This window comes from Streptomyces sp. GB4-14 (assembly GCF_022696125.1).
Lineage (GTDB): Bacteria > Actinomycetota > Actinomycetes > Streptomycetales > Streptomycetaceae > Streptomyces > Streptomyces werraensis.
In genome coordinates, this window is the sequence record NZ_RZHO01000002.1 from 1,174,035 (window position 1) to 1,193,282 (window position 19,248).

Here is a 19,248-nt window from a genome sequence, read left to right on the forward strand (position 1 = left end):
GCGTGGGGATCCCGCCGTACGGTCTCCCCCGCGGGGGGATTGCCCGGGCTTGCGTGGGACCCTGACCGTATGGAAGAGGCCGGTTCCCTGCTCGTGATCGTCGACGCCGCGAACGTCGTGGGATCGGTGCCCGACGGGTGGTGGCGGGACCGCCGGGGCGCCGCCGAGCGGCTGCGGGACCATCTCGCGGCCCACGGGGTGCCCGGGCACGACGGGCCCGTGGACATCGTGCTGGTGGTGGAGGGCGCGGCCCGGGGCGTGGAGCCCGTCCCGGGCGTGCGGGTGGCGGCCGCGCCCGGCAGCGGCGACGACCACATGGTCGCCCTCGTGGCGGAAGCGGGCGACCGTCCGGTCCTGGTCGTCACGGCCGACCGTGAGCTGCGCCGGCGGGTCGGGGAACTGGGCGCCGGCGTCGCCGGGCCGCGTACCGTACGGCCCGCCCCGCGCCGGGACTGAGTCCCGGTCACGTCCATCACGTCGAGGCCCCGCGCCCCCGGACGGACCGGGTGCACGGGGCCGGTGGACGCCGTGGGCGGCGGCTCAGGGGGCGGGCGGGACCGCCGGCCGGTCCTTCTCCTCGCCGGCCAGCCGGCTGTGGCTGCGGCTGTACAGGAAGTACACGACGATGCCGATCGCCATCCAGATGCCGAACCGGACCCATGTCTCGGCGGGCAGGTTGAGCATCAGCCACAGGGAGGCCGCCACCGACACGATCGGCAGCACCGGCACCCACGGGGTGCGGAACGCGCGGGGCAGGTCGGGCCGGGTGCGGCGCAGGATCAGCACGCTGATGGCGACGATGACGAAGGCGAACAGCGTGCCGATGTTCACCAGCGCGGCCAGTTCGTTGAGCGGGGTGAAGCCGGCCAGGATCGCGATGAGGACACCGAGCAGGATGGTCGGCCGGTGCGGGGTCTTGAACCGGGGGTGGACCCGGGAGAAGAACCGGGGCAGCAGTCCGTCGCGGCTCATCGCGAAGAAGACCCGCGTCTGGCCGAGCAGCAGGATCATGCAGACGGTCGTCAGGCCGACGGCGGCGCCGAAGCTGATGAAGCCGGCGAACCAGGGATGCCCGGTGGCCTTGAACGCGTCCGCGAGCGGGGCGTCCACGGACAGCTCGCTGTAGTGCTGCATGCCGGTGACGACGATCGACACCAGGACGTACAGCAGGGTGCAGATGAACAGGGAGCCGAGGATGCCGCGGGGCATGTCGCGCTGCGGGTTCTTGGTCTCCTCGGCGGCCGTGGCGACGATGTCGAAGCCGATGAAGGCGAAGAACACCACGGAGGCGGCGGTGAAGATGCCCATCACGCCGAAGTTGGCGGGGGCCCAGCCGAAGAGCAGTTGGATGAGCGGCGAGTCCAGGCTGTCACCGGCCGGCACGGGCTTGGAGTCCGGGATGAACGGGTCGTAGTTGTCGGCGGTGATGAAGAACGCGCCGGCGATGATCACGACCAGGACCACGGTCACCTTGATGGCGACGACGACCGAGGTGACCCGGGCGGACAGCTTCATGCCGAGGACGAGGATGCCGGTGAGCACCAGCACCAGGACGGCGGCGAGGATGTCGAAGCCGAACACGTCGGAGCCCTCACGGCTGCCGAGCGCCGCGGGCATCTCCCAGCCGGCGTTCTCCATCAGCGACTGGATGTAGCCCGACCAGCCGACGGCCACCACCGCCGTGCCGAGCGCGAACTCCAGGACCAGGTCCCAGCCGATGATCCAGGCCGGCAGCTCGCCCAGGGAGGCGTAGGAGAACGTGTACGCGGAGCCCGCCACGGGGACGGTGGAGGCGAACTCGGCGTAGCAGAGCGCGGCGAGCGCGCAGACGACACCGGCCACCACGAAGGCCAGAGCGGTGGCCGGACCGGCGTTGTCCTTGGCGACCGTGCCGGTGAGGACGAAGATGCCGGTGCCGATGATGACACCGACGCCGAAGACGGTCAGGTCCAGCGCGGACAGGGATTTCTTGAGGGCGTGCTCGGGCTCCTCGGTGTCGCGGATGGACTGCTCTACCTTCTTCGTCCGGAAGAGGGGGCTTGTCACGGGTACCTCCCACGCTTGTCGTCCTCGACATGATCGAGAGGGGGCGTGGTTCGTATGCCCCGGCGCGGACCCCTCCACGCGAACGGGCCGCGCGCGCCACACTTCACGGTGGCACGCGCGGCCCGTTCGGACCACGCACGCGCGGCCGGACCGGTGACGGCGGGTCGCGCGCGGACGGCGGGTCAGTCCCGGGCGGGCTCCACCGACTCGACGGCGTCGGCGGAGGAGCGCTCGTACTTTCCGTCCAGCTTGGCCACCAGGCCGGTGACCTGACGGGCGACGTCCGGGGCGGTCAGTCCGATCTCCGCCATGACCTCGGCGCGCGAGGCGTGGTCGAGGAAGCGCGGCGGGATGCCGAAGTCGCGCAGCGGCATGTCCACCCCGGCGTCGCGCAGCGCCTGGGCGATCGCGGAGCCGACGCCGCCGACGCGCGAGTTGTCCTCGACGGTGACGACAACGCGGTGCTTCGCGGCGAGCGGCGCCATCGCCTCGTCGACGGGCTTCACCCAGCGCGGGTCGACGACGGTGGTGGAGATCCCCTGCCGGTCCAGCAGGGAGGCGATCTCCAGGCACATCGGAGCGAGGGCGCCCACGGAGACCAGCAGCACGTCGGGGGTGTCGGTGCCGGGCTCGCGCAGTACGTCCATGCCGCCGACGCGGCCCACGGCGGGCACGGCGGGGCCGACGGCGCCCTTGGAGAAGCGCACCACGGTGGGGGCGTCCTCGACGGAGACCGCCTCGCGGAGCTGGGCGCGGACCTGGTCGGCGTCGCGCGGGGCGGCGAGCCGCAGGCCGGGCACGACCTGGAGGATCGACATGTCCCACATGCCGTTGTGGGAGGCGCCGTCGGTGCCGGTGATGCCGGCCCGGTCCAGCACGAAGGTCACGCCGCACTTGTGCAGGGCCACGTCCATGAGCACCTGGTCGAAGGCGCGGTTCAGGAAGGTGGCGTACACGGCGAAGACGGGGTGCACGCCCGCGTGGGCGAGGCCGGCGGCGGAGACGGCGCCGTGCTGCTCGGCGATGCCGACGTCGTAGACGCGGTCGGGGAAGCGCTTGGCGAACTTGTCCAGGCCGACCGGCTGGAGCATGGCGGCGGTGATCGCGACGACGTCCTCGCGCTCCTCGCCGAGCTTGACCATCTCCTCGCCGAAGACGGACGTCCAGTCGGCGCCGGAGGTGGCGATCGGCAGGCCCGTGTCGGGGTGGATCTTGCCGACGGCGTGGAAGCGGTCCGCCTCGTCCTGGAGGGCGGGCTGGTAGCCGCGGCCCTTCTCGGTGATGCAGTGGACGATCACCGGGCCGTTGAACCGCTTGGCGCGGGACAGCGCGGACTCCAGGGCCTCGATGTCGTGGCCGTCGATGGGGCCGACGTACTTCAGGCCGAGGTCCTCGAACATGCCCTGCGGGGCGATGAAGTCCTTCAGGCCCTTCTTCGCGCCGTGCAGGGTGTCGTAGAGGGCCTGGCCGACGACCGGGGTGCGCTCCAGGAGGTCCTTGGTGCGGGTCAGGAAGCGCTCGTAGCCGTCGGTGGTGCGCAGGGTCGCCAGGTGGTTCGCCAGGCCGCCGATGGTGGGCGAGTAGGAGCGCTCGTTGTCGTTGACGACGATGACCAGCGGGCGGTCCTTGGCGTCGGCGATGTTGTTGAGCGCCTCCCAGGCCATGCCGCCGGTGAGGGCGCCGTCGCCGATGACCGCGACGACGTGGCTGTCGTCCCGCTTCATCAGCTGGTTGGCCTTGGCGATGCCGTCGGCCCAGCCGAGCACCGTGGAGGCGTGGCTGTTCTCGATGACGTCGTGCTCGGACTCCGCCTGCGAGGGGTAGCCGGACAGGCCGCCCTTCATCTTCAGCTTGGAGAAGTCCTGCCGGCCGGTCAGCAGCTTGTGCACGTAGGACTGGTGGCCGGTGTCCCAGAGGACCTTGTCCTTCGGGGACTCGAACACCCGGTGCAGGGCGATGGTGAGCTCCACCACGCCGAGGTTGGGGCCGAGGTGGCCGCCGGTCTTGGAGACCGCGTCGACGAGGAAGGTCCGGATCTCCCCGGCCAGCTGGTCGAGCTCCTCGAGGGTGAGCCGGTCCAGATCGCGCGGTCCCCTGATGCGGGTCAGCAGCGGCACCCGTGCCTCCTTGCAGTAGAGCTGATCGAGCTGTTGCCGGGCGGGTCGAGTCTAATCTTCCGCTCAACCGATCGTTCCCAGGGCGGTGCGTCGTACATCACCCGTTCGGGCAGTACCCCCGTACGGTGCCCCTACGACACGGCTGTGCCCGGCACCTGTGAAGGCACCGGGCACAGACACCCCAAGGAGCGGGGGACCGTATCGGCGTGCGGCTCCGCCGCCTGGGCGCGACCGGCCGGAACCGGCCCGCGGCCGAGCGACTAGGCCTAGGCCCGCCCCGCGGTCTTCTGCGTCTTCCGGGTGACGGCGTCGATCACGACCGTCGCCAGCAGAACACCACCGGTGATCATGTACTGCACCGGCGAGGCGATGCCCTCCAGCGCCAGTCCGTACTGGATGGACACGATGACCATCACACCGAGCAGCGCGTCCCACGTACGCCCACGGCCGCCGAACAGCGACGTACCACCGATCACCGCGGCCGCGATGACGTTCATCAGGAACTCACCGGTACCGGCGCCCTGGTTCGCGGAGGCGATCTTCGACGCCACGAACAGGCCGCCCATCGCGGCGAACGTACCGGCGATCGCGAAGACCGAGATCCGGATCAGCTCGACGTTGATACCCGCACGGCGGGACGCCTCGACGCTGCCGCCGAGCGCGAACACCTTGCGGCCGTAGGAGGTGCGGCGCAGCACGAAGTCCGTGAGGACCAGGAAGGCCAGGAAGATCACCACGGCCAGCGGCAGGCCCTTGTACTGGTTGAACACGATCGCGACGGCGAAGGCCAGGATCGCGAGCAGCGCCGTACGGACGATGATCTCGTTCAGCGGGCGGGAGGGCACCCCGGCGGCCTCGCGGCGGCGGTTGTCGAAGAACGCGGCGAGGAAGTACGCCACGGTCGCGAACAGCGCCAGACCGTACGCGGCGGCCACATCGCTGAAGTAGTAGCTGGTCAGCTTGACGACCAGGCCCTCGGAGTCCAGGTTGATGGTGCCGTTGTCACCGAGGATCTGGAGCATGAAGCCCTGCCAGAACAGCAGGCCGGCCAGGGTGACGGCGAAGGCGGGCACGCCGATCCGGGCGAAGATGAAGCCGTGGATCGCGCCGGCCACCGTGCCGGTGAGGATCGCCAGCACGAGGGCGAGTATCTCGTTCATGCCGTGCGTGATGTTCAGCACGGCGAACGTGGCGCCCGCGACACCGCTGACGGAACCGACCGACAGGTCGATCTCGCCGAGCAGCAGGACGAAGACGATGCCGACGGCGATCATGCCGGTGCCGACCATGGCGACGGACATGTCGGAGAAGTTGCCGGCGGTGAGGAAGTTGCCGTTCAGGCTGGTGAAGATGGCCCAGATGACGAGGAGGCCGACCACCACGGGGATGGAGCCGAGGTCACCCGCCTTCATCTTCCGCTTGAACTCGTTCCAGTAGCCCATCAGGCCCTGTTCGCGCACCAGCAGCCGGGGGTCGACCGCGGTGACCGCCTTGGCGGCCGCGTCGGGGTTCGCCACGGAGTGTTCCTCGGCGGTGGGGGTGGAGGTCTTCTCGGTGCTCACTTCTTGATCTCCCCATTGGTGCGCGCCGCACGACGGGTCACGGCGTTGTCCGTGGCGCCCGTGATGGCGGAGATGATTTCTTCCTGCGAGGTCGACTTGACCTCGAAGACGCCGTTGTTGCGCCCGAGGCGCAGGACGGCGACCTTGTCCGCCACGGCCTTCACGTCCGCCATGTTGTGGCTGATGAGGATGACCGCGTGGCCGCGCTCGCGCAGCCGCTCGACGAGGTCGAGGACCTGCGCGGTCTGCTCGACGCCGAGGGCGGCGGTGGGCTCGTCCAGGATGACCAGCTTGGGCTCGCCGAGCATGGACCGGGCGATGGCGACCACCTGACGCTGACCACCGGACAGCGAGGCGATCGGGATGCGGACGCTGGGGATGCGGATCGACAGGGTGTCGAGGAGCTCGCGGGAGCGGCGCTCCATCTCCACCTCGTCCAGGACGCCGCGCCTGCGCAGCTCCCGGCCCAGGTAGAGGTTGCCGACGACATCGATGTTGTCGCACAGCGCGAGGTCCTGGTAGACCGTCGCGATGCCCAGGTTCTGGGCGTCGTGCGGCTTGCTGATCTGCACGGCCTTGCCGTCCCACTCGATGACGCCCTCATCGATGGGATGCACGCCGGCGATCGTCTTGACCAGCGTGGACTTTCCGGCGCCGTTGTCGCCCACCAGGGCGACCACTTCACCGGCGTGGACCTCAAGCTCGACGTCGGTGAGCGCCTGGACGGCACCGAACCGCTTGGAGACCCCGCGCAACGCCAGCACGGGCGTAGCGGACACGTGAACCATCTCCTTCGCCGCCTGACCCGGCGGGAGGTTGTGCAAGGGATTGGGGGGTGTTCCGTCCGGCGCCCCGCGTAGCTTGCGGGGCTGGTGTGTGCGGGGCGCCGGCGGAAGCGCTGGGCAGTCGTCCCGTCGGGGAGTCCGGGTCTGCGGACTCCCCTCAGTCACGGGATGCGGGACTGCTTACTTGAGGCCGATCTTGTCGCAGGCGGCCTTGTACTTGCCCGTGCAGATCTCCTGGACGGTGTAGATGCCGTCCTTGATCACGGTGTCGTTGATGTTGTCCTTGGTCAGCGAGACGACCGGGACGATCACCGACGGGATGCCCTTGTTGGTGGGGCTGTCGACCTTGTCCTTGGCGATGGAGTCCAGCGACTTGCCCTGGGCCAGCGCGACGGCCATCTCCGCGGCGACGTTCGCCTCCTGCGGGTACGGCTTGTAGACGCTCATGTACTGCTCACCGGTCACGATGCGCTGCACGCCCGCGAGCTCGGCGTCCTGGCCGGTGACCGGGATGTTCTTCAGGCCCGCGGCCTTGAGGGCGGTGATGATGCCGCCCGCCATGCCGTCGTTGGCGGAGTAGACGCCGACGATCTTGTCCTTGCCGAGGGCGGAGATGGCGCCCTCCATGTTGGCGTTGGCGTTCTCGGGCTTCCACTCCTTGGTGTCGTACTCGCGCCCGATCTTGACCTTGCCGTCGAGGACGGAGTGCGCGCCCTCCTTGAACATGGCGGCGTTCGGGTCCGTGGAGGAGCCGTTCATCATGACGATCTGGCCGCTCTTGGCCTTCGCGCCCAGCGCCTGGAGCAGGGCCTCGCCCTGCGTCTTGCCGACGGTCACGTTGTCGAACGACGTGTAGGCGTCGATCGGGCCCTCGGCGAGGCGGTCGTAGGCCACGACGGGGATGCCCGCGTCCTTGGCCTTCTTCACGGAGCCGGCGATGGCCTTGGAGTCCACCGCGTCCACGATGAGCACGTCGACCTTGTTGGTCACCATCGTGTCGACCTGCTGGTTCTGCAGGCTGGCGTCCTGCTTGGCGTTGGCGTAGACGACCTCGCCCTTGTTGTTCGTGAGCTCCTTGACCTTCTTCTCGATCAAGGGCTTGTCGAGCTTCTCGTACCGCGCGGTCTGGTTCTCCGGCAGGAGCAGACCGACCTTGATGTTGTCGCCCTTGGCGGCGGAGTCGCCCGAGTCGCTCTTGTCGCCGGACTCGGCGGCGCTGCCACAGGCGGCGAGCGAGACGGCCATCGCACCCGCGGCGATGGCGAAGGCGGCACGACGCATACGCGTGTTCACTTCTACAAACCTCCCTGACGAGGCCGCGTCGTTGCGGCCGAGGTGGCTGGAAGTCAACTCGGCCGCACGTGCGACGTCAAGAAGTAAATCCTTAACGAGATGGCAACGGTGCCATCCGTTCTCTAAGTGAAGGCAGGGGAGGACGCGGCGAGGGACCCCGTCGCCGTTCCGTCCAGAAGGGTCGAATCGCCCATCTCGCTCAGCGCCAGCGCGAGGGCCCCGAGCACCTCCGCGCGGCCCCCAAGTGCCCCTGGAAGTATGGACAGTTGGCGCGCGGCGCTGGGGATGGCGTAGCGTCCCACGGACTCCCTTATGGGGCCAAGGACCAGCTCCCCGGCCTCCGCGAGATCACCGCCGAGCACGACCCGGCTCGGGTTCAGGAGGTTGCACAGATTGGCTACACCGCTGCCGATGTGGCGGCCCACGTCGGCGACCACCCGACGGCACCCCGGGTCGCCGTCCCTGGCCATCCTCACGACGCTTTCCATGGTCAAGTCCGTGCCGTGGCTGGGCTGGAGCAGCGGCAGCACGTAGCGCGCCGCCGTGAAGGTCTCCAGGCAGCCGCGGTTGCCGCAGCGGCAGACCGGGCCGGACTCGTCCAGGGTGATGTGTCCGATCTCGCCCGCCGTGCCGCCCGGGCCCCGGTAGATCTTCCCGCTGATCACCAGACCGGCGCCGACACCGCTGGCGACCTTGATGTACGCGAGGTCGCGCACGCCCCTGCCGCTTCCCCAGACCATCTCGCCGAGAGCGCCCAGGTTGGCGTCGTTGTCCACGTGCACCGGCACGCCGAGCCGCCCCCGCAGCTCCTCGGCGGGGCGGGTCCCGGTCCAGCCGGGCAGGATCGCGGTGGACCCGAGGGTGCCGGACTCCACGTCGATCGGCCCCGGCACGCCGAGACCGACGCCCGCGACCTTGGACCGGTCCACGCCGGTGGCCTCGATCAGCCGGTTGACCAGCTGTTCCGCCCGGTCGAAGCCCTGCGAGGAGGAGGCGTCGACGTCGAGCGGCTCGGACTCCTCCGCCAGCACCTGGTGGGCCAGGTTGCCCACCGCGACCCGCAGGTGGGTGTGGCCGAAGTCGACCCCGATGACGATGCCGGCGTCCCCGCTCAGCGATACGCTCCGCGCCCGGCGTCCCCCCGACGAGGTGGGGGTGACCTCGACCGTCCCGCCCTCCTTCAGTTCCCGGACGATGTTGGAGACCGTGGCCGCGGACAGGCCGGTCGTCCTCGCGATCTCCGCCTGGGTCAGGGAACCCGCCAGACGCACTGCTCGGACGACCCGCTCCAGGTTGGCTCGGTGCAGCGACGACTGCGACCCCGGAGTCTCCATTGACTCTCACCCTCATCCCTGGCCCGCGTCACCCTGGGGCGACGAGGCCTTGTACAAGTTATGAAGTCCAAGCTCCGCTGAATCGCCCAGTGCCGTCAAGACCTTGACAGAAATCGGTTCCAGGCCGTGTCCGGCCGACTACGTGCGGTGCGTCACAGGGGTCCGGCCCCGGAGAGCTGTCTCTCCGGGGCCGGACCCCTGTGTACGACGGGTGGAGCGACGGCGGCGTCAGCGGAAGGTTCCCTGGGACACCGAACCGGCGATCCGCCGCTGGAAGACGCAGTAGACGATCAGTACGGGCACCACCGTGATCACGATCGCCGCGAACAGCGCGCCGTAGTCGATGTCGTAGACCTGCGAGGACGCGTAGGCGGCCATGCCCTGGGTGAGGACCCACATGTCCTGGTCGGTGTTGAGCGCCACCGGCAGCAGGAACTGGTTCCACAGACCCAGGAAGTTGAAGATCGCCACTGCCGCCATGCCCGGACGGGCCATCGGCAGCATCACCTGGAAGAACGCCCGCCAGTCCCCGGCACCGTCGATCAGCGCGGCCTCGTACACGTCGTGCGGCAGCGACCGGAAGAACGAGTAGAGGAAGAACATCGTGAACGGCAGCGCGAACGCGACATAGGTGAGGATCAGTCCTGGACGCGTATTCAGCAGCCCGAAGTTCTGCAACTGGAAGAAAAGCGGAACGATCGCCAGGAAGACCGGAAAAGTCAGGCCGGCGAGCATGACGTAGTAGATCAGCCGGCGGCCGGGGAATTCGAACCGGGCGAGGATGTAGGCGCACATCGCGCCGAGCAGCATCACCAGGATCAGTGCCGAGACCACGACGATCACGGAATTCAGGAAATACCTTCCGATGTTCGCGTCGGTCCACGCGTTCGCGTAGTTCTCGATGCGCCAGTGATCCGGCAGCGAGAACGGCGACGAAAGGATCTCGCCGGTCGATTTGAACGACGACATCAGCACCCACAGCATGGGCACGATCACGATCACGGACCACACGATCAGCAGGGCGTGCGAGATCGCCGCGAATCTGCGGTCGCTGCTCGTGGCGACGCGCGTCAGCCTCCGGTCCCTCGCCGGTTCACGGTCACCGACCGGCTTCCGGTCGGCGGCGATGACGCTCACCCGGCACCTCCCTCGGCTGCGGCACGCCGGGCTCCGGACCCGGGTGCCTTCCTCCTGCTCTCGCCCTCGCCGCCGCCCGTGAGGCGGTTGACGAGGAACACCAGCGCCGCGAACACCAGGGTGACGACGGCGAGGACGACGCCCATCGCGGTGGCGTAGCCGAACTGCTGCTTGGCGAAAGCGACGTTGAACAGACGCTGGCTGATCGTCAGGGTCGAGTTGTCCGGGCCGCCGTTCGGCACCATCGCCTGGACGTAGACGAACGCGTCGAGGGCGGCGATGCCCAGGTAGATGTACGCCGTCTGCACGCTGTCCCGGATCGCCGGCAGGGTGATCGAGACCGTGGTGCGCAGCCGCCCGGCCCCGTCGATCCTCGCCGCCTCGTACAGCTCGGCGGGAACGCCCTTGATCGCGGCGATGAAGAGCACCGCGTAGAACCCGACGAGCCCCCAGATGATGACGAACATCACGGCCGGCATCGCCGTCGTCTTCTCGCCCAGCCACGCGAACGTGTCGAACCGGTCGAGGCCGAGGCCCGTGAGGACGCCGTTGAGCAGCCCGGCGTTCGGGTCGTACATCTGTGCCCAGATCAGACCGACGATGATCGCCGGCACCACGTAGGGGAAGAACGAGACGATCCGGTAGAACGACGCTCCGCGGATCCCCCGGACGGGGCCCTTGCCGGGTCCCCCCAGAGTGATGGCCACGGCGACCCCGAGGGCGAGCGTCAGCGTCACCAGCGGCACGAAGACCGCGAGGAGTGCGACGTTGCGCAACGCCTTCAGGAAGACGTCGTCCTGGAACATCTTCGTGAAGTTGTCGAGGCCGACGAAGTTGTAGTCCGGGCTGAAGCCGCGCCAGTCGGTCATCGCCCAGAAGATCGCCTGGCCGAACGGGATCAGGACGAAGATCACGAAGATGGCCAGCGGGACACCGAGGAACGCGAGGAAGAACGTCACCCGGTCGAACGTGAGCTTGCGGCGCCGTGGCCGCCCACCGCGAGCGGCCGGCTCGGGCCGGCGGCTCGCGGTCTTGGCAGTGGGGATCGTGTCCTTCATCGCGGTGCTAGCTGACCTTGACCTTGTCGACGGAGTCGTCCTCGCGGACCTTGTCGGAGATCTTCTGCAGGGCCGAGGTCAGGCCCTTGCCGTCGAGGTCACCGGCGAGGAACGAGTTCCACGGCACCAGCTGGTCGGTGTTCATCCCGTAGGTCTCGACGAACATGTAGTTGAAGATGTTGGTGCCCGCGGCCTCCAGCATCTTGGTCTGCGAGACGAGGGCCGTCGATCCGTAACCGTCGGCGGGCACGGTGCCCTTGACGATCGTCGGGGCCAGCTTCGTCCTGGAGAAGTTGGCGGCCGCCTTCTCCGACAGCATCGCCCGCAGCACCTCCTTGGCGCCGGCCGGGTTCTTGCCCTGCCGGGGCACGATGAACGGCTCTCCGGCGGCCGCGCGGAGCGACTCCCAGGGCAGCGCCGGCTTGTCGGTGAGCGTCATCGACGGGAAGCCGGTCATCTGGAAGTCGGCCTTCGTGGCCTTCTTCATCTCGTTCTCGATCCAGCCGCCGGACGGGTAGAGCAGCGCCTTCTGGTCGTTGCTCCAGATAGCCTGCGCCTTCTGGAACTGGGTGCCGGAGCCGCCGGGGACGAACATCTTCTGCTTGACCATGGTCTCCATGACCTTGATCACGCCCTGGACGGCCGGGTGCGACCAACAGCCCTTCTCCAGGTTCTCCAGGGCCAGCCGGACCTCGTCGCCGCCCTCCTTGATCGCCGAGTCGATCAGGAGCGTGCGGTAGTAGGTCGCCGCCTCCTTGCCGTGGACGAAGAGGTACTTGCCCTTCTTCTTCGCCTGCTGGCCGAGGTCGAGCGCCTCGTCCCAGGTCTTCGGCGGGGTCCAGCCGTTCTCCTCGAAGAGCGTCTTCGAGTACCAGACGCCGTACACGGTCATCACGTAGTTGAGCGCGACGAACTTGTCCTTGAACGTGCCGGGGGCCTTGACGCCGGGGTAGACGATGTCGGCGATCTTCTTGCCTTCGTAGGTGTTGGCCTCGAAGAGGTCGTCGAGCTCCTCCAACTGGTCGAGGATGCCCAGGAAGCCGATCTGGTCCTCACCGGAGTTGTCGATGAGGTCCGGCGGGTTGCCGCCGACGAAGCGCGGCTGAAGCTGGGGGGCGATGTCGACGACCGGCTTGACCTGGACCTTGAGGCCCTTGACCTGGCTGCCGAGCACCTGGTTGGTGTAGTCGACGTAGTCGGTGCCGTAGCCGCCGTCGAAGATGGCCGCCTCGACCGTGGAGTTCGCGGCGACACCGAACGGATTCGTGGCGCTCTTCTCGCCCTTCGGGCCGCTGTCGCCGTCGCCGTCCTTGCTGGAGGGAGAGCTGCACGCTACCGCGAACGAGCCCATCGCCGCGGTGGCGATGGCCCCGCGCAGGAGCGTCCGCCTGTCAAGAGAGCCGGCACGAATGGTCATCTCTGCATCCTCACTGATCGATGGGCTCTGTACGGGTGTGCTGCGTGTGCGCCCGCCGTGGCCGGACCGGTCCTGCGCCGGCCGCCCGGGGGGCGTTGTCGCCGTCGTCTCGGAGCCGCGGTGCGGCCCCGGTGATCAGCTGAGCGATGCCGGCCCAGAAGTCGCCGGGGCCAAAGCGGCGGTCGCACTCCACCTGATCAGATCGCAATGGCCTGTGCCGGAAGTGGATCCCATGCTCAAGTCCTCGCCTTCTCCAGGACTCAGGCGGTGAACCGGATCCTTCCCGGCACCGCGTTCGGGTCAAGCTGGGTCGTGCAGGAAGTGCGGCTGGTACTGGTCGGGTGCGGTGAAGATTGCCCCGGAGTGCCGACAGGTATAGTCCACTTCACGCCGACGGAGCAAGATCGAATGCAAGGTTCCCCTTACGTCTTTTCCGAGTTGAGACCTCGCGGAAATAAGAGCCTCGGGCACCTTACGCAACGGAAAAGTCCGCGCCATCGCTCGCGAATGCCACAATCAACCCCTTGACATCCCAGGCCACTTGACCCACTACTGGTCCTTGCGCACTGAAATTGACAACGTTGTCCAGCGCAGGGAGGGTGCTCGCGCATGCAACAGAGGGTTCGGCACAGATGGGGAACGGCGGTCGTCGCGACGACCGCCTTCGCCTTGGCCGCGGGCTCACAGGGCGTCGCCGTGGCGCTCCCCCAGGCGCCGCCGAGGACCGACCGGGAGTTCTCCTCGTCGTTCGAGTCCGGGGACCCCGCCCCGGACTGGCAGAACACCGTCGACACCACGCGGGGCGGCGAGAAGCGCGCCTCGGGCGTGGACGGCGGCTACAGCTCGGGCATCCCGGGCAACGTCACCGACCATGTCACGGACGTCCGCGCCAGCGCGGAGAACACCGGCGGCGGGGAGGTGAAGGAGAACCTCGTCGACGGCGAACCCGGCAGCAAGTGGCTGGCGTTCGAGTCCACCGGCTGGGTGGAGTTCGACCTGGACGCCCCCGTGAAGGTGCTCCGTTACGCCCTCACGTCCGCCAACGACGCCGCCGAGCGCGACCCGAGGGACTGGACCCTCAAGGGCTCCGCCGACGGCGAGAACTGGCAGACCCTCGACACCCGCTCGGGCGAGACGTTCGCGGAACGCTTCCAGACCAGGATCTACGACATCGACGCCTCCGCGGTCGCCGAGTACCAGCACTTCCGGCTGGAGATCACCAAGAACGGCAGCGGCGGCATCGTCCAGCTCGCCGACGTCCAGTTCTCCACGGGTGACGACGAGGCGCCGATACCGCAGGACATGCTCTCGCTGGTCGACCGCGGCCCCACCGGCTCGCCGACGGCCAAGGCGGGCGCCGGGTTCACCGGCAAGCGCGCCCTGCGCTACGCCGGCCGGCACACCAGCGAGGGACGGGCGTACTCGTACAACAAGGTGTTCGACGTCAACACGAAGGTCGAGCGGGACACCGAACTGTCCTACCGCATCTTCCCGTCGATGGCGGACGGCGACCTCGACTACGACTCCACCAACGTCTCCGTCGACCTCGCCTTCACCGACGGCACCTATCTGAGCGACCTGCGCGCCACCGACCAGCACGGATTCCCGCTCACCCCGCAGGGGCAGGGCGCGTCGAAGATCCTCTACGTCAACCAGTGGAACAACGTGGTCTCCCGGATCGGCTCGGTGGCCGCCGGCAAGACCGTCGACCGGATCCTGGTGGCGTACGACTCCCCCAAGGGCGAGACCAAGTTCCGCGGCTGGCTCGACGACGTGTCGCTGAAGCCGGTCAAGCCCGAGCGGCCGAAGGCCCATCTCTCCGACTACGCGGTGACGACCCGGGGCACCAACTCCAGCGGCAGCTTCTCGCGCGGCAACAACTTCCCCGCGACGGCCGTGCCGCACGGGTTCAACTTCTGGACCCCGGTCACCAACGCCGGTTCGCTGAGCTGGCTGTACGACTACGCGCGCGGCAACAACGCGGACAACCTGCCGACGATCCAGGCGTTCAGCGCGAGCCACGAGCCGAGCCCCTGGATGGGCGACCGGCAGACCTTCCAGGTGATGCCGTCCGCCGCCTCCGGCACCCCGGACCTGGGCCGTGAGGAGCGCGAACTGGCGTTCCGGCACGAGAACGAGACCGCCCGGCCGTACTACTACGGGGTGCGGTTCGAGAACGGCCTGAAGGCCGAGATGGCGCCGACGGACCACGCGGCGATGATGCGCTTCACCTTCCCCGGTGACGACGCGAGCGTGCTCTTCGACAACGTCACCGACCAGGCGGGCCTGACCCTCGACGAGGAGAACGGCACCTTCACGGGCTACTCGGACGTCAAGTCCGGGCTGTCCACGGGCGCGACCCGGCTGTTCGTCTACGGCGAGTTCGACAAGAAGGTCGTCGAGGGCGACGCGAGCGGCGTCAAGGGATATCTGCGCTTCGACGCGGGCAAGGACCGCACGGTCACCCTGCGCCTGGCCACCTCGCTGATCAGCGTGGAGCAGGCGAAGGACAACCTGCGCCAGGAGATCGGCGAGCGCACCTCCTTCGACAAGGTCAAGCGCGACGCCCGGAAGCAGTGGGACAAGATCCTCGGCAAGGTCGAGGTCGAGGGCGCCACGCCGGACCAGCTGACCACGCTCTACTCCAGCCTGTACCGGCTGTACCTGTACCCGAACTCGGGCTTCGAGAAGGTCGACGGGACGTACAAGTACGCCTCGCCGTTCTCGAGGATGCCGGAGCAGGACACGCCGACCCACACGGGCGCGAAGATCGTGGACGGCAAGGTCTACGTCAACAACGGCTTCTGGGACACCTACCGGACGACCTGGCCCGCGTACTCCTTCCTCACCCCCTCCAAGGCCGGTGAGCTGGTCGACGGGTTCGTGCAGCACTACAAGGACGGCGGCTGGACCTCCCGCTGGTCCTCCCCCGGGTACGCGGACCTGATGACCGGCACCTCCTCGGACGTCGCCTTCGCGGACGCCTACGTCAAGGGCGTCGACGGCTTCGACGTGAAGGCCGCGTACGACGCGGCGGTGAAGAACGCCACCGTGGTGCCCCCGTCGTCCGGTGTGGGCCGCAAGGGCATGGCGACCTCGCCGTTCCTCGGCTACACCAGCACCGAGACCCACGAGGGCCTGTCCTGGGCCCTGGAGGGCTACCTCAACGACTACGGCATCGCCAAGATGGGCGAGGCCCTCTACAGGAAGACCGGCGAGAAGCGCTACAAGGACGAGTCGGCGTACTTCCTCGACCGGGCGCAGGACTACGTCAACCTGTTCGACTCCGAGGCCGGCTTCTTCCAGGGCCGCGACCTCAAGGGCGACTGGCGGGTGAAGTCCTCGCAGTACGACCCGCGCGTGTGGGGCTACGACTACACGGAGACGAACGGCTGGGGTTACGCGTTCACCGCCGCCCAGGACAGCCGGGGCCTCGCCAACCTGTACGGCGGGCGCAAGGGCCTCGCCGACAAGCTGGACGAGTACCTCTCCACGCCCGAGACGGCCTCCCCGGAGCTCAAGGGCTCCTACGGCGGCGTCATCCACGAGATGATCGAGGCGCGCGACGTCCGCATGGGCATGTACGGCCACTCCAACCAGGTGGCCCACCACGCCCTGTACATGTACGACGCGGCCGGGCAGCCCTGGAAGACGCAGAAGAACGTGCGTGAGGTGCTGTCCCGCCTCTACACCGGCAGCGAGATCGGGCAGGGCTACCACGGCGACGAGGACAACGGCGAGCAGTCCGCCTGGTACCTGTTCTCCTCGCTCGGCTTCTACCCGCTGGTGATGGGCAGCGGCGAGTACGCCATCGGCTCCCCGCTGTTCACGAAGGTCACCGTGCACCTGGAGAACGGCCGCGAGCTGGTCGTCAAGGCGCCGAAGAACAGCGCGAAGAACGTCTACGTGCAGGGGTTGAAGGTCAACGGCAAGCGGTGGAACTCCACGGCGCTGCCGCACTCGGCGATCGCCAAGGGCGGCGTGCTCGAGTTCGACATGGGCCCGCGCCCGTCGTCGTGGGGCACCGGCAAGGACGCCGCCCCGGTGTCGATCACCCAGGACGACGAGGTGCCCGCCCCGCGCGAGGACGCCGTGAAGGGCGAGGGCCCGCTGTTCGACAACACGTCGGAGACCAGCGGCGTGGTGACCGAGGTGGAGCTGCCCGTGGAGAAGGCCGCCACGGCGGTGCAGTACACGCTGACCTCCTCCAAGGCCGCCGAGGCGCCCACCGGCTGGGTGCTCCAGGGCTCCGCGGACGGGAAGACGTGGCAGGACCTGGACCGGCGGACGGACGAGTCCTTCCGCTGGGACCGGCAGACCCGCGTCTTCTCGGTGGCGAAGCCGGAACCGTACGAGCACTACCGGCTGGTGCTGACCGGTGAGGCGACGCTGGCGGAGGTGGAGCTGCTGAGCTGACCCGCGCTCTCCTGGCGGGTCCGGACGTGGTCCGGACCCGCCTTTTCCTTGCCGCTTCCCCTCGGCCGGCCGGATCACCACGGGTACCTCCGGAGCACCCGGTGCACCAGAATGGACCCATGACGGACCCGGGGGACTTCGACGCCGCCTGGCTGCCCGACGCCGCGTTCCGCGCGGTCGGCGCCCGCCGTTCACTCGTCCGGGGCGGCCCGGATCCGCTGGCGGACACGGTGCGCGGTGAACTCGCCGATGCCCGCGCCCGGTTCGGCGGTGCGGCGGTCCGGGACCGGGACGCGGCCGAGTTCGTCCTCGAAGTGACCGGCGGCAGCCCGGACGACGAGAGTTACACCCTGCAACGCGAGCGCGGGACGACGACGTTGACCGCGCCGAGCGGGCGCGGGCTGCTGTACGGGCTGTTCCACGTCGTGCGGCTCGGCGAGGACGCCTTCACCGGGGACCTGGCGCCGCGCACGCACCGGCCCGCCCTCGACACCCGCATGCTGGACCACTGGGACAACGTGGCCGTGCACCCGGTGATGGGGCAGGTCGAGCGCGGTTACGCGGGCGGCTCCCTGTTCTGGGCGGACGGCGAGGCGCACGGCGACCTCGGCCGGGTGCGGGCGTACGGCAGGCTGCTGGCCGCGTGCGGGATCAACGCCGTCGCCGTCAACAACGTCAACGTGCACGCCACGGAGGCGCGGCTGCTGACCGACCGGATCGGGGACGTGGCCGCGATCGCCGGCGCGCTGCGCCCGTACGGCATCCGCACGCACCTCTCCGTCAGCTTCGCCGCGCCGATGCTGCTGGGTGGACCGGACACCGCCGACCCGCTGGACCCGGCCGTGCGCGACTGGTGGGCGGCGGCGACCGCACGGGTGTACGAGGCGGTCCCGGACTTCGGCGGGTATGTGGTGAAGGCCGACTCCGAGGGGCAGCCGGGCCCCTTCGCCTACGGCCGCTCGCACGCCGACGGGGCCAACATGCTGGCCGCCGCCCTGAAGCCGCACGGCGGCACGGTGCACTGGCGGGCCTTCGTCTACGACCACCGCCAGGACTGGCGCGACCGCTCGACCGACCGGGCGCGGGCCGCCTACGACCACTTCACCCCGCTGGACGGGGAGTTCGCGGACAACGCGGTGCTCCAGGTGAAGCACGGGCCGATGGACTTCCAGGTGCGTGAGCCGGTCTCGCCGCTGATCGGCGCGATGCCGGACACCCGGCTCGCGGTGGAGCTCCAGGTCACCCAGGAGTACACCGGACAGCAGAAGCACGTGTGCTGGCTGGGCCCGATGTGGAGCGAGGTGCTGCGGTTCCGTCCGGACGGCGAGGTGCCCGCCGGGCGGCTCGCGGACGGTCTGGTCGCGGTGTCCAACGCCGGCGACGACCGGTTCTGGACCGGGCACCCGCTCGCCCAGGCCAACCTGTACACCTTCGGACGCCTCGCGTGGGACCCGGCGGCGGACCCGCGGGCCGTCCTCGACGAGTGGATCGCGCTGACCCACCCGGACGCCCCGGACCGGCTGGCCGGGGGGCTGCACGCGATCCTGGACGGCTCCCGCGCGACGTACGAGAAGTACACGGCGCCGCTCGGCGTGGGCTTCATGGTGCAGCCGGGCCACCACTACGGGCCGAGCGTCGACGGCTACGAGTACAGCCCCTGGGGCACCTACCACTTCGCCGACCGGGACGGCATCGGCGTCGACCGTTCCGTGGCGACCGGCACCGGCTACGCCGGGCAGTACGCCGAGCCGTGGGCGAGACTCTACGAGTCCCCGGACACCTGCCCCGACGAGCTGCTGCTGTTCTTCCACCACGTCCCGTACGGCCATGTGCTGCACAGCGGGAAGACGGTGATCCAGCACATCTACGACACCCACTTCGAGGGCGTGGAGGAGGCCGAGGAGGCCCGCCGGGTGTGGGCGGGACTCGCGGACCTGGTGGAGCCGGAGCGGCACACGCGTGTGACTCGGCGGTTCGAGGAGCAGCTGCGCAGCGCCCGTGAGTGGCGGGACCAGATCAACAGCTACTTCCTGCGCAAGTCCGGGGTGCCGGACGCGCACGGGCGCACCATCCACTGAGCGCC

The 19,248-nt window shown here is 69.1% G+C and carries 12 protein-coding genes; 3 read left to right on the top strand and 9 right to left on the bottom strand.

Features of this window, described 5'->3' with window-relative positions; all coding sequences use genetic code 11:
• Nucleotides 1-69 precede the first annotated feature (69 nt).
• Nucleotides 70-456: an NTP pyrophosphohydrolase gene (locus ELQ39_RS06580; protein WP_242591337.1), complete on the top strand. Its 387-nt coding sequence runs from the start codon at nucleotides 70-72 to the stop codon at nucleotides 454-456.
• Nucleotides 457-540: 84 nt separating this feature from the next.
• Here ELQ39_RS06580 and ELQ39_RS06585 read toward each other — a convergent pair whose 3' ends face one another.
• The 9 genes from ELQ39_RS06585 to ngcE all read right to left on the bottom strand — a co-directional run bounded on the left by ELQ39_RS06585 (nucleotide 541) and on the right by ngcE (nucleotide 12,683).
• Nucleotides 541-2,046, bottom strand: coding sequence for an amino acid permease (locus ELQ39_RS06585; RefSeq protein ID WP_225625084.1), 1,506 nt, complete (start codon nucleotides 2,044-2,046; stop codon nucleotides 541-543).
• A gap of 182 nt (nucleotides 2,047-2,228) precedes the next feature.
• A complete protein-coding gene (gene dxs / locus ELQ39_RS06590; protein ID WP_242591338.1) occupies nucleotides 2,229-4,163 on the bottom strand; it encodes a 1-deoxy-D-xylulose-5-phosphate synthase in 1,935 nt (644 codons plus the stop codon).
• Between the two features lie 266 nt (nucleotides 4,164-4,429).
• Nucleotides 4,430-5,725 (bottom strand): sugar ABC transporter permease, encoded by a 1,296-nt coding sequence (locus ELQ39_RS06595; RefSeq protein WP_190001222.1) that lies wholly within the window; start codon nucleotides 5,723-5,725, stop codon nucleotides 4,430-4,432.
• Nucleotides 5,722-6,513 carry an ATP-binding cassette domain-containing protein gene (locus ELQ39_RS06600; protein ID WP_190001221.1) on the bottom strand — a complete coding sequence of 264 codons (792 nt, stop codon included), beginning with the start codon at nucleotides 6,511-6,513 and terminating at the stop codon, nucleotides 5,722-5,724. The genes ELQ39_RS06595 and ELQ39_RS06600 overlap by 4 nt, the downstream gene beginning before the upstream one ends.
• A 177-nt stretch (nucleotides 6,514-6,690) precedes the next feature.
• On the bottom strand, nucleotides 6,691-7,791 hold the full coding sequence (locus ELQ39_RS06605) for an ABC transporter substrate-binding protein (protein WP_190001680.1): 1,101 nt from the start codon (nucleotides 7,789-7,791) through the stop codon (nucleotides 6,691-6,693).
• 134 nt (nucleotides 7,792-7,925) lie between these two features.
• Nucleotides 7,926-9,137 (bottom strand): ROK family transcriptional regulator, encoded by a 1,212-nt coding sequence (locus ELQ39_RS06610; protein WP_225640289.1) that lies wholly within the window; start codon nucleotides 9,135-9,137, stop codon nucleotides 7,926-7,928.
• Nucleotides 9,138-9,365: 228 nt separating this feature from the next.
• Complete coding sequence (locus ELQ39_RS06615; protein ID WP_242591339.1) at nucleotides 9,366-10,274, bottom strand: carbohydrate ABC transporter permease; 909 nt, start codon at nucleotides 10,272-10,274, stop codon at nucleotides 9,366-9,368.
• On the bottom strand, nucleotides 10,271-11,332 hold the full coding sequence (locus ELQ39_RS06620) for a carbohydrate ABC transporter permease (RefSeq protein ID WP_190001218.1): 1,062 nt from the start codon (nucleotides 11,330-11,332) through the stop codon (nucleotides 10,271-10,273). The genes ELQ39_RS06615 and ELQ39_RS06620 overlap by 4 nt, the downstream gene beginning before the upstream one ends.
• A 7-nt stretch (nucleotides 11,333-11,339) precedes the next feature.
• Complete coding sequence (gene ngcE / locus ELQ39_RS06625) at nucleotides 11,340-12,683, bottom strand: N-acetylglucosamine/diacetylchitobiose ABC transporter substrate-binding protein (protein ID WP_337663036.1); 1,344 nt, start codon at nucleotides 12,681-12,683, stop codon at nucleotides 11,340-11,342.
• Between the two features lie 675 nt (nucleotides 12,684-13,358).
• On the opposite strand from ngcE, the gene ELQ39_RS06630 reads away from it, so the two are divergent.
• Together ELQ39_RS06630 and ELQ39_RS06635 are read left to right on the top strand one after the other, a co-directional pair.
• Entirely contained in the window at nucleotides 13,359-17,165 is a 3,807-nt protein-coding gene (locus tag ELQ39_RS06630; protein WP_242591341.1) for a GH92 family glycosyl hydrolase, read from the top strand.
• A gap of 119 nt (nucleotides 17,166-17,284) precedes the next feature.
• A complete protein-coding gene (locus ELQ39_RS06635) occupies nucleotides 17,285-19,243 on the top strand; it encodes an alpha-glucuronidase (RefSeq protein ID WP_242591342.1) in 1,959 nt (652 codons plus the stop codon).
• Nucleotides 19,244-19,248 lie beyond the last annotated feature (5 nt).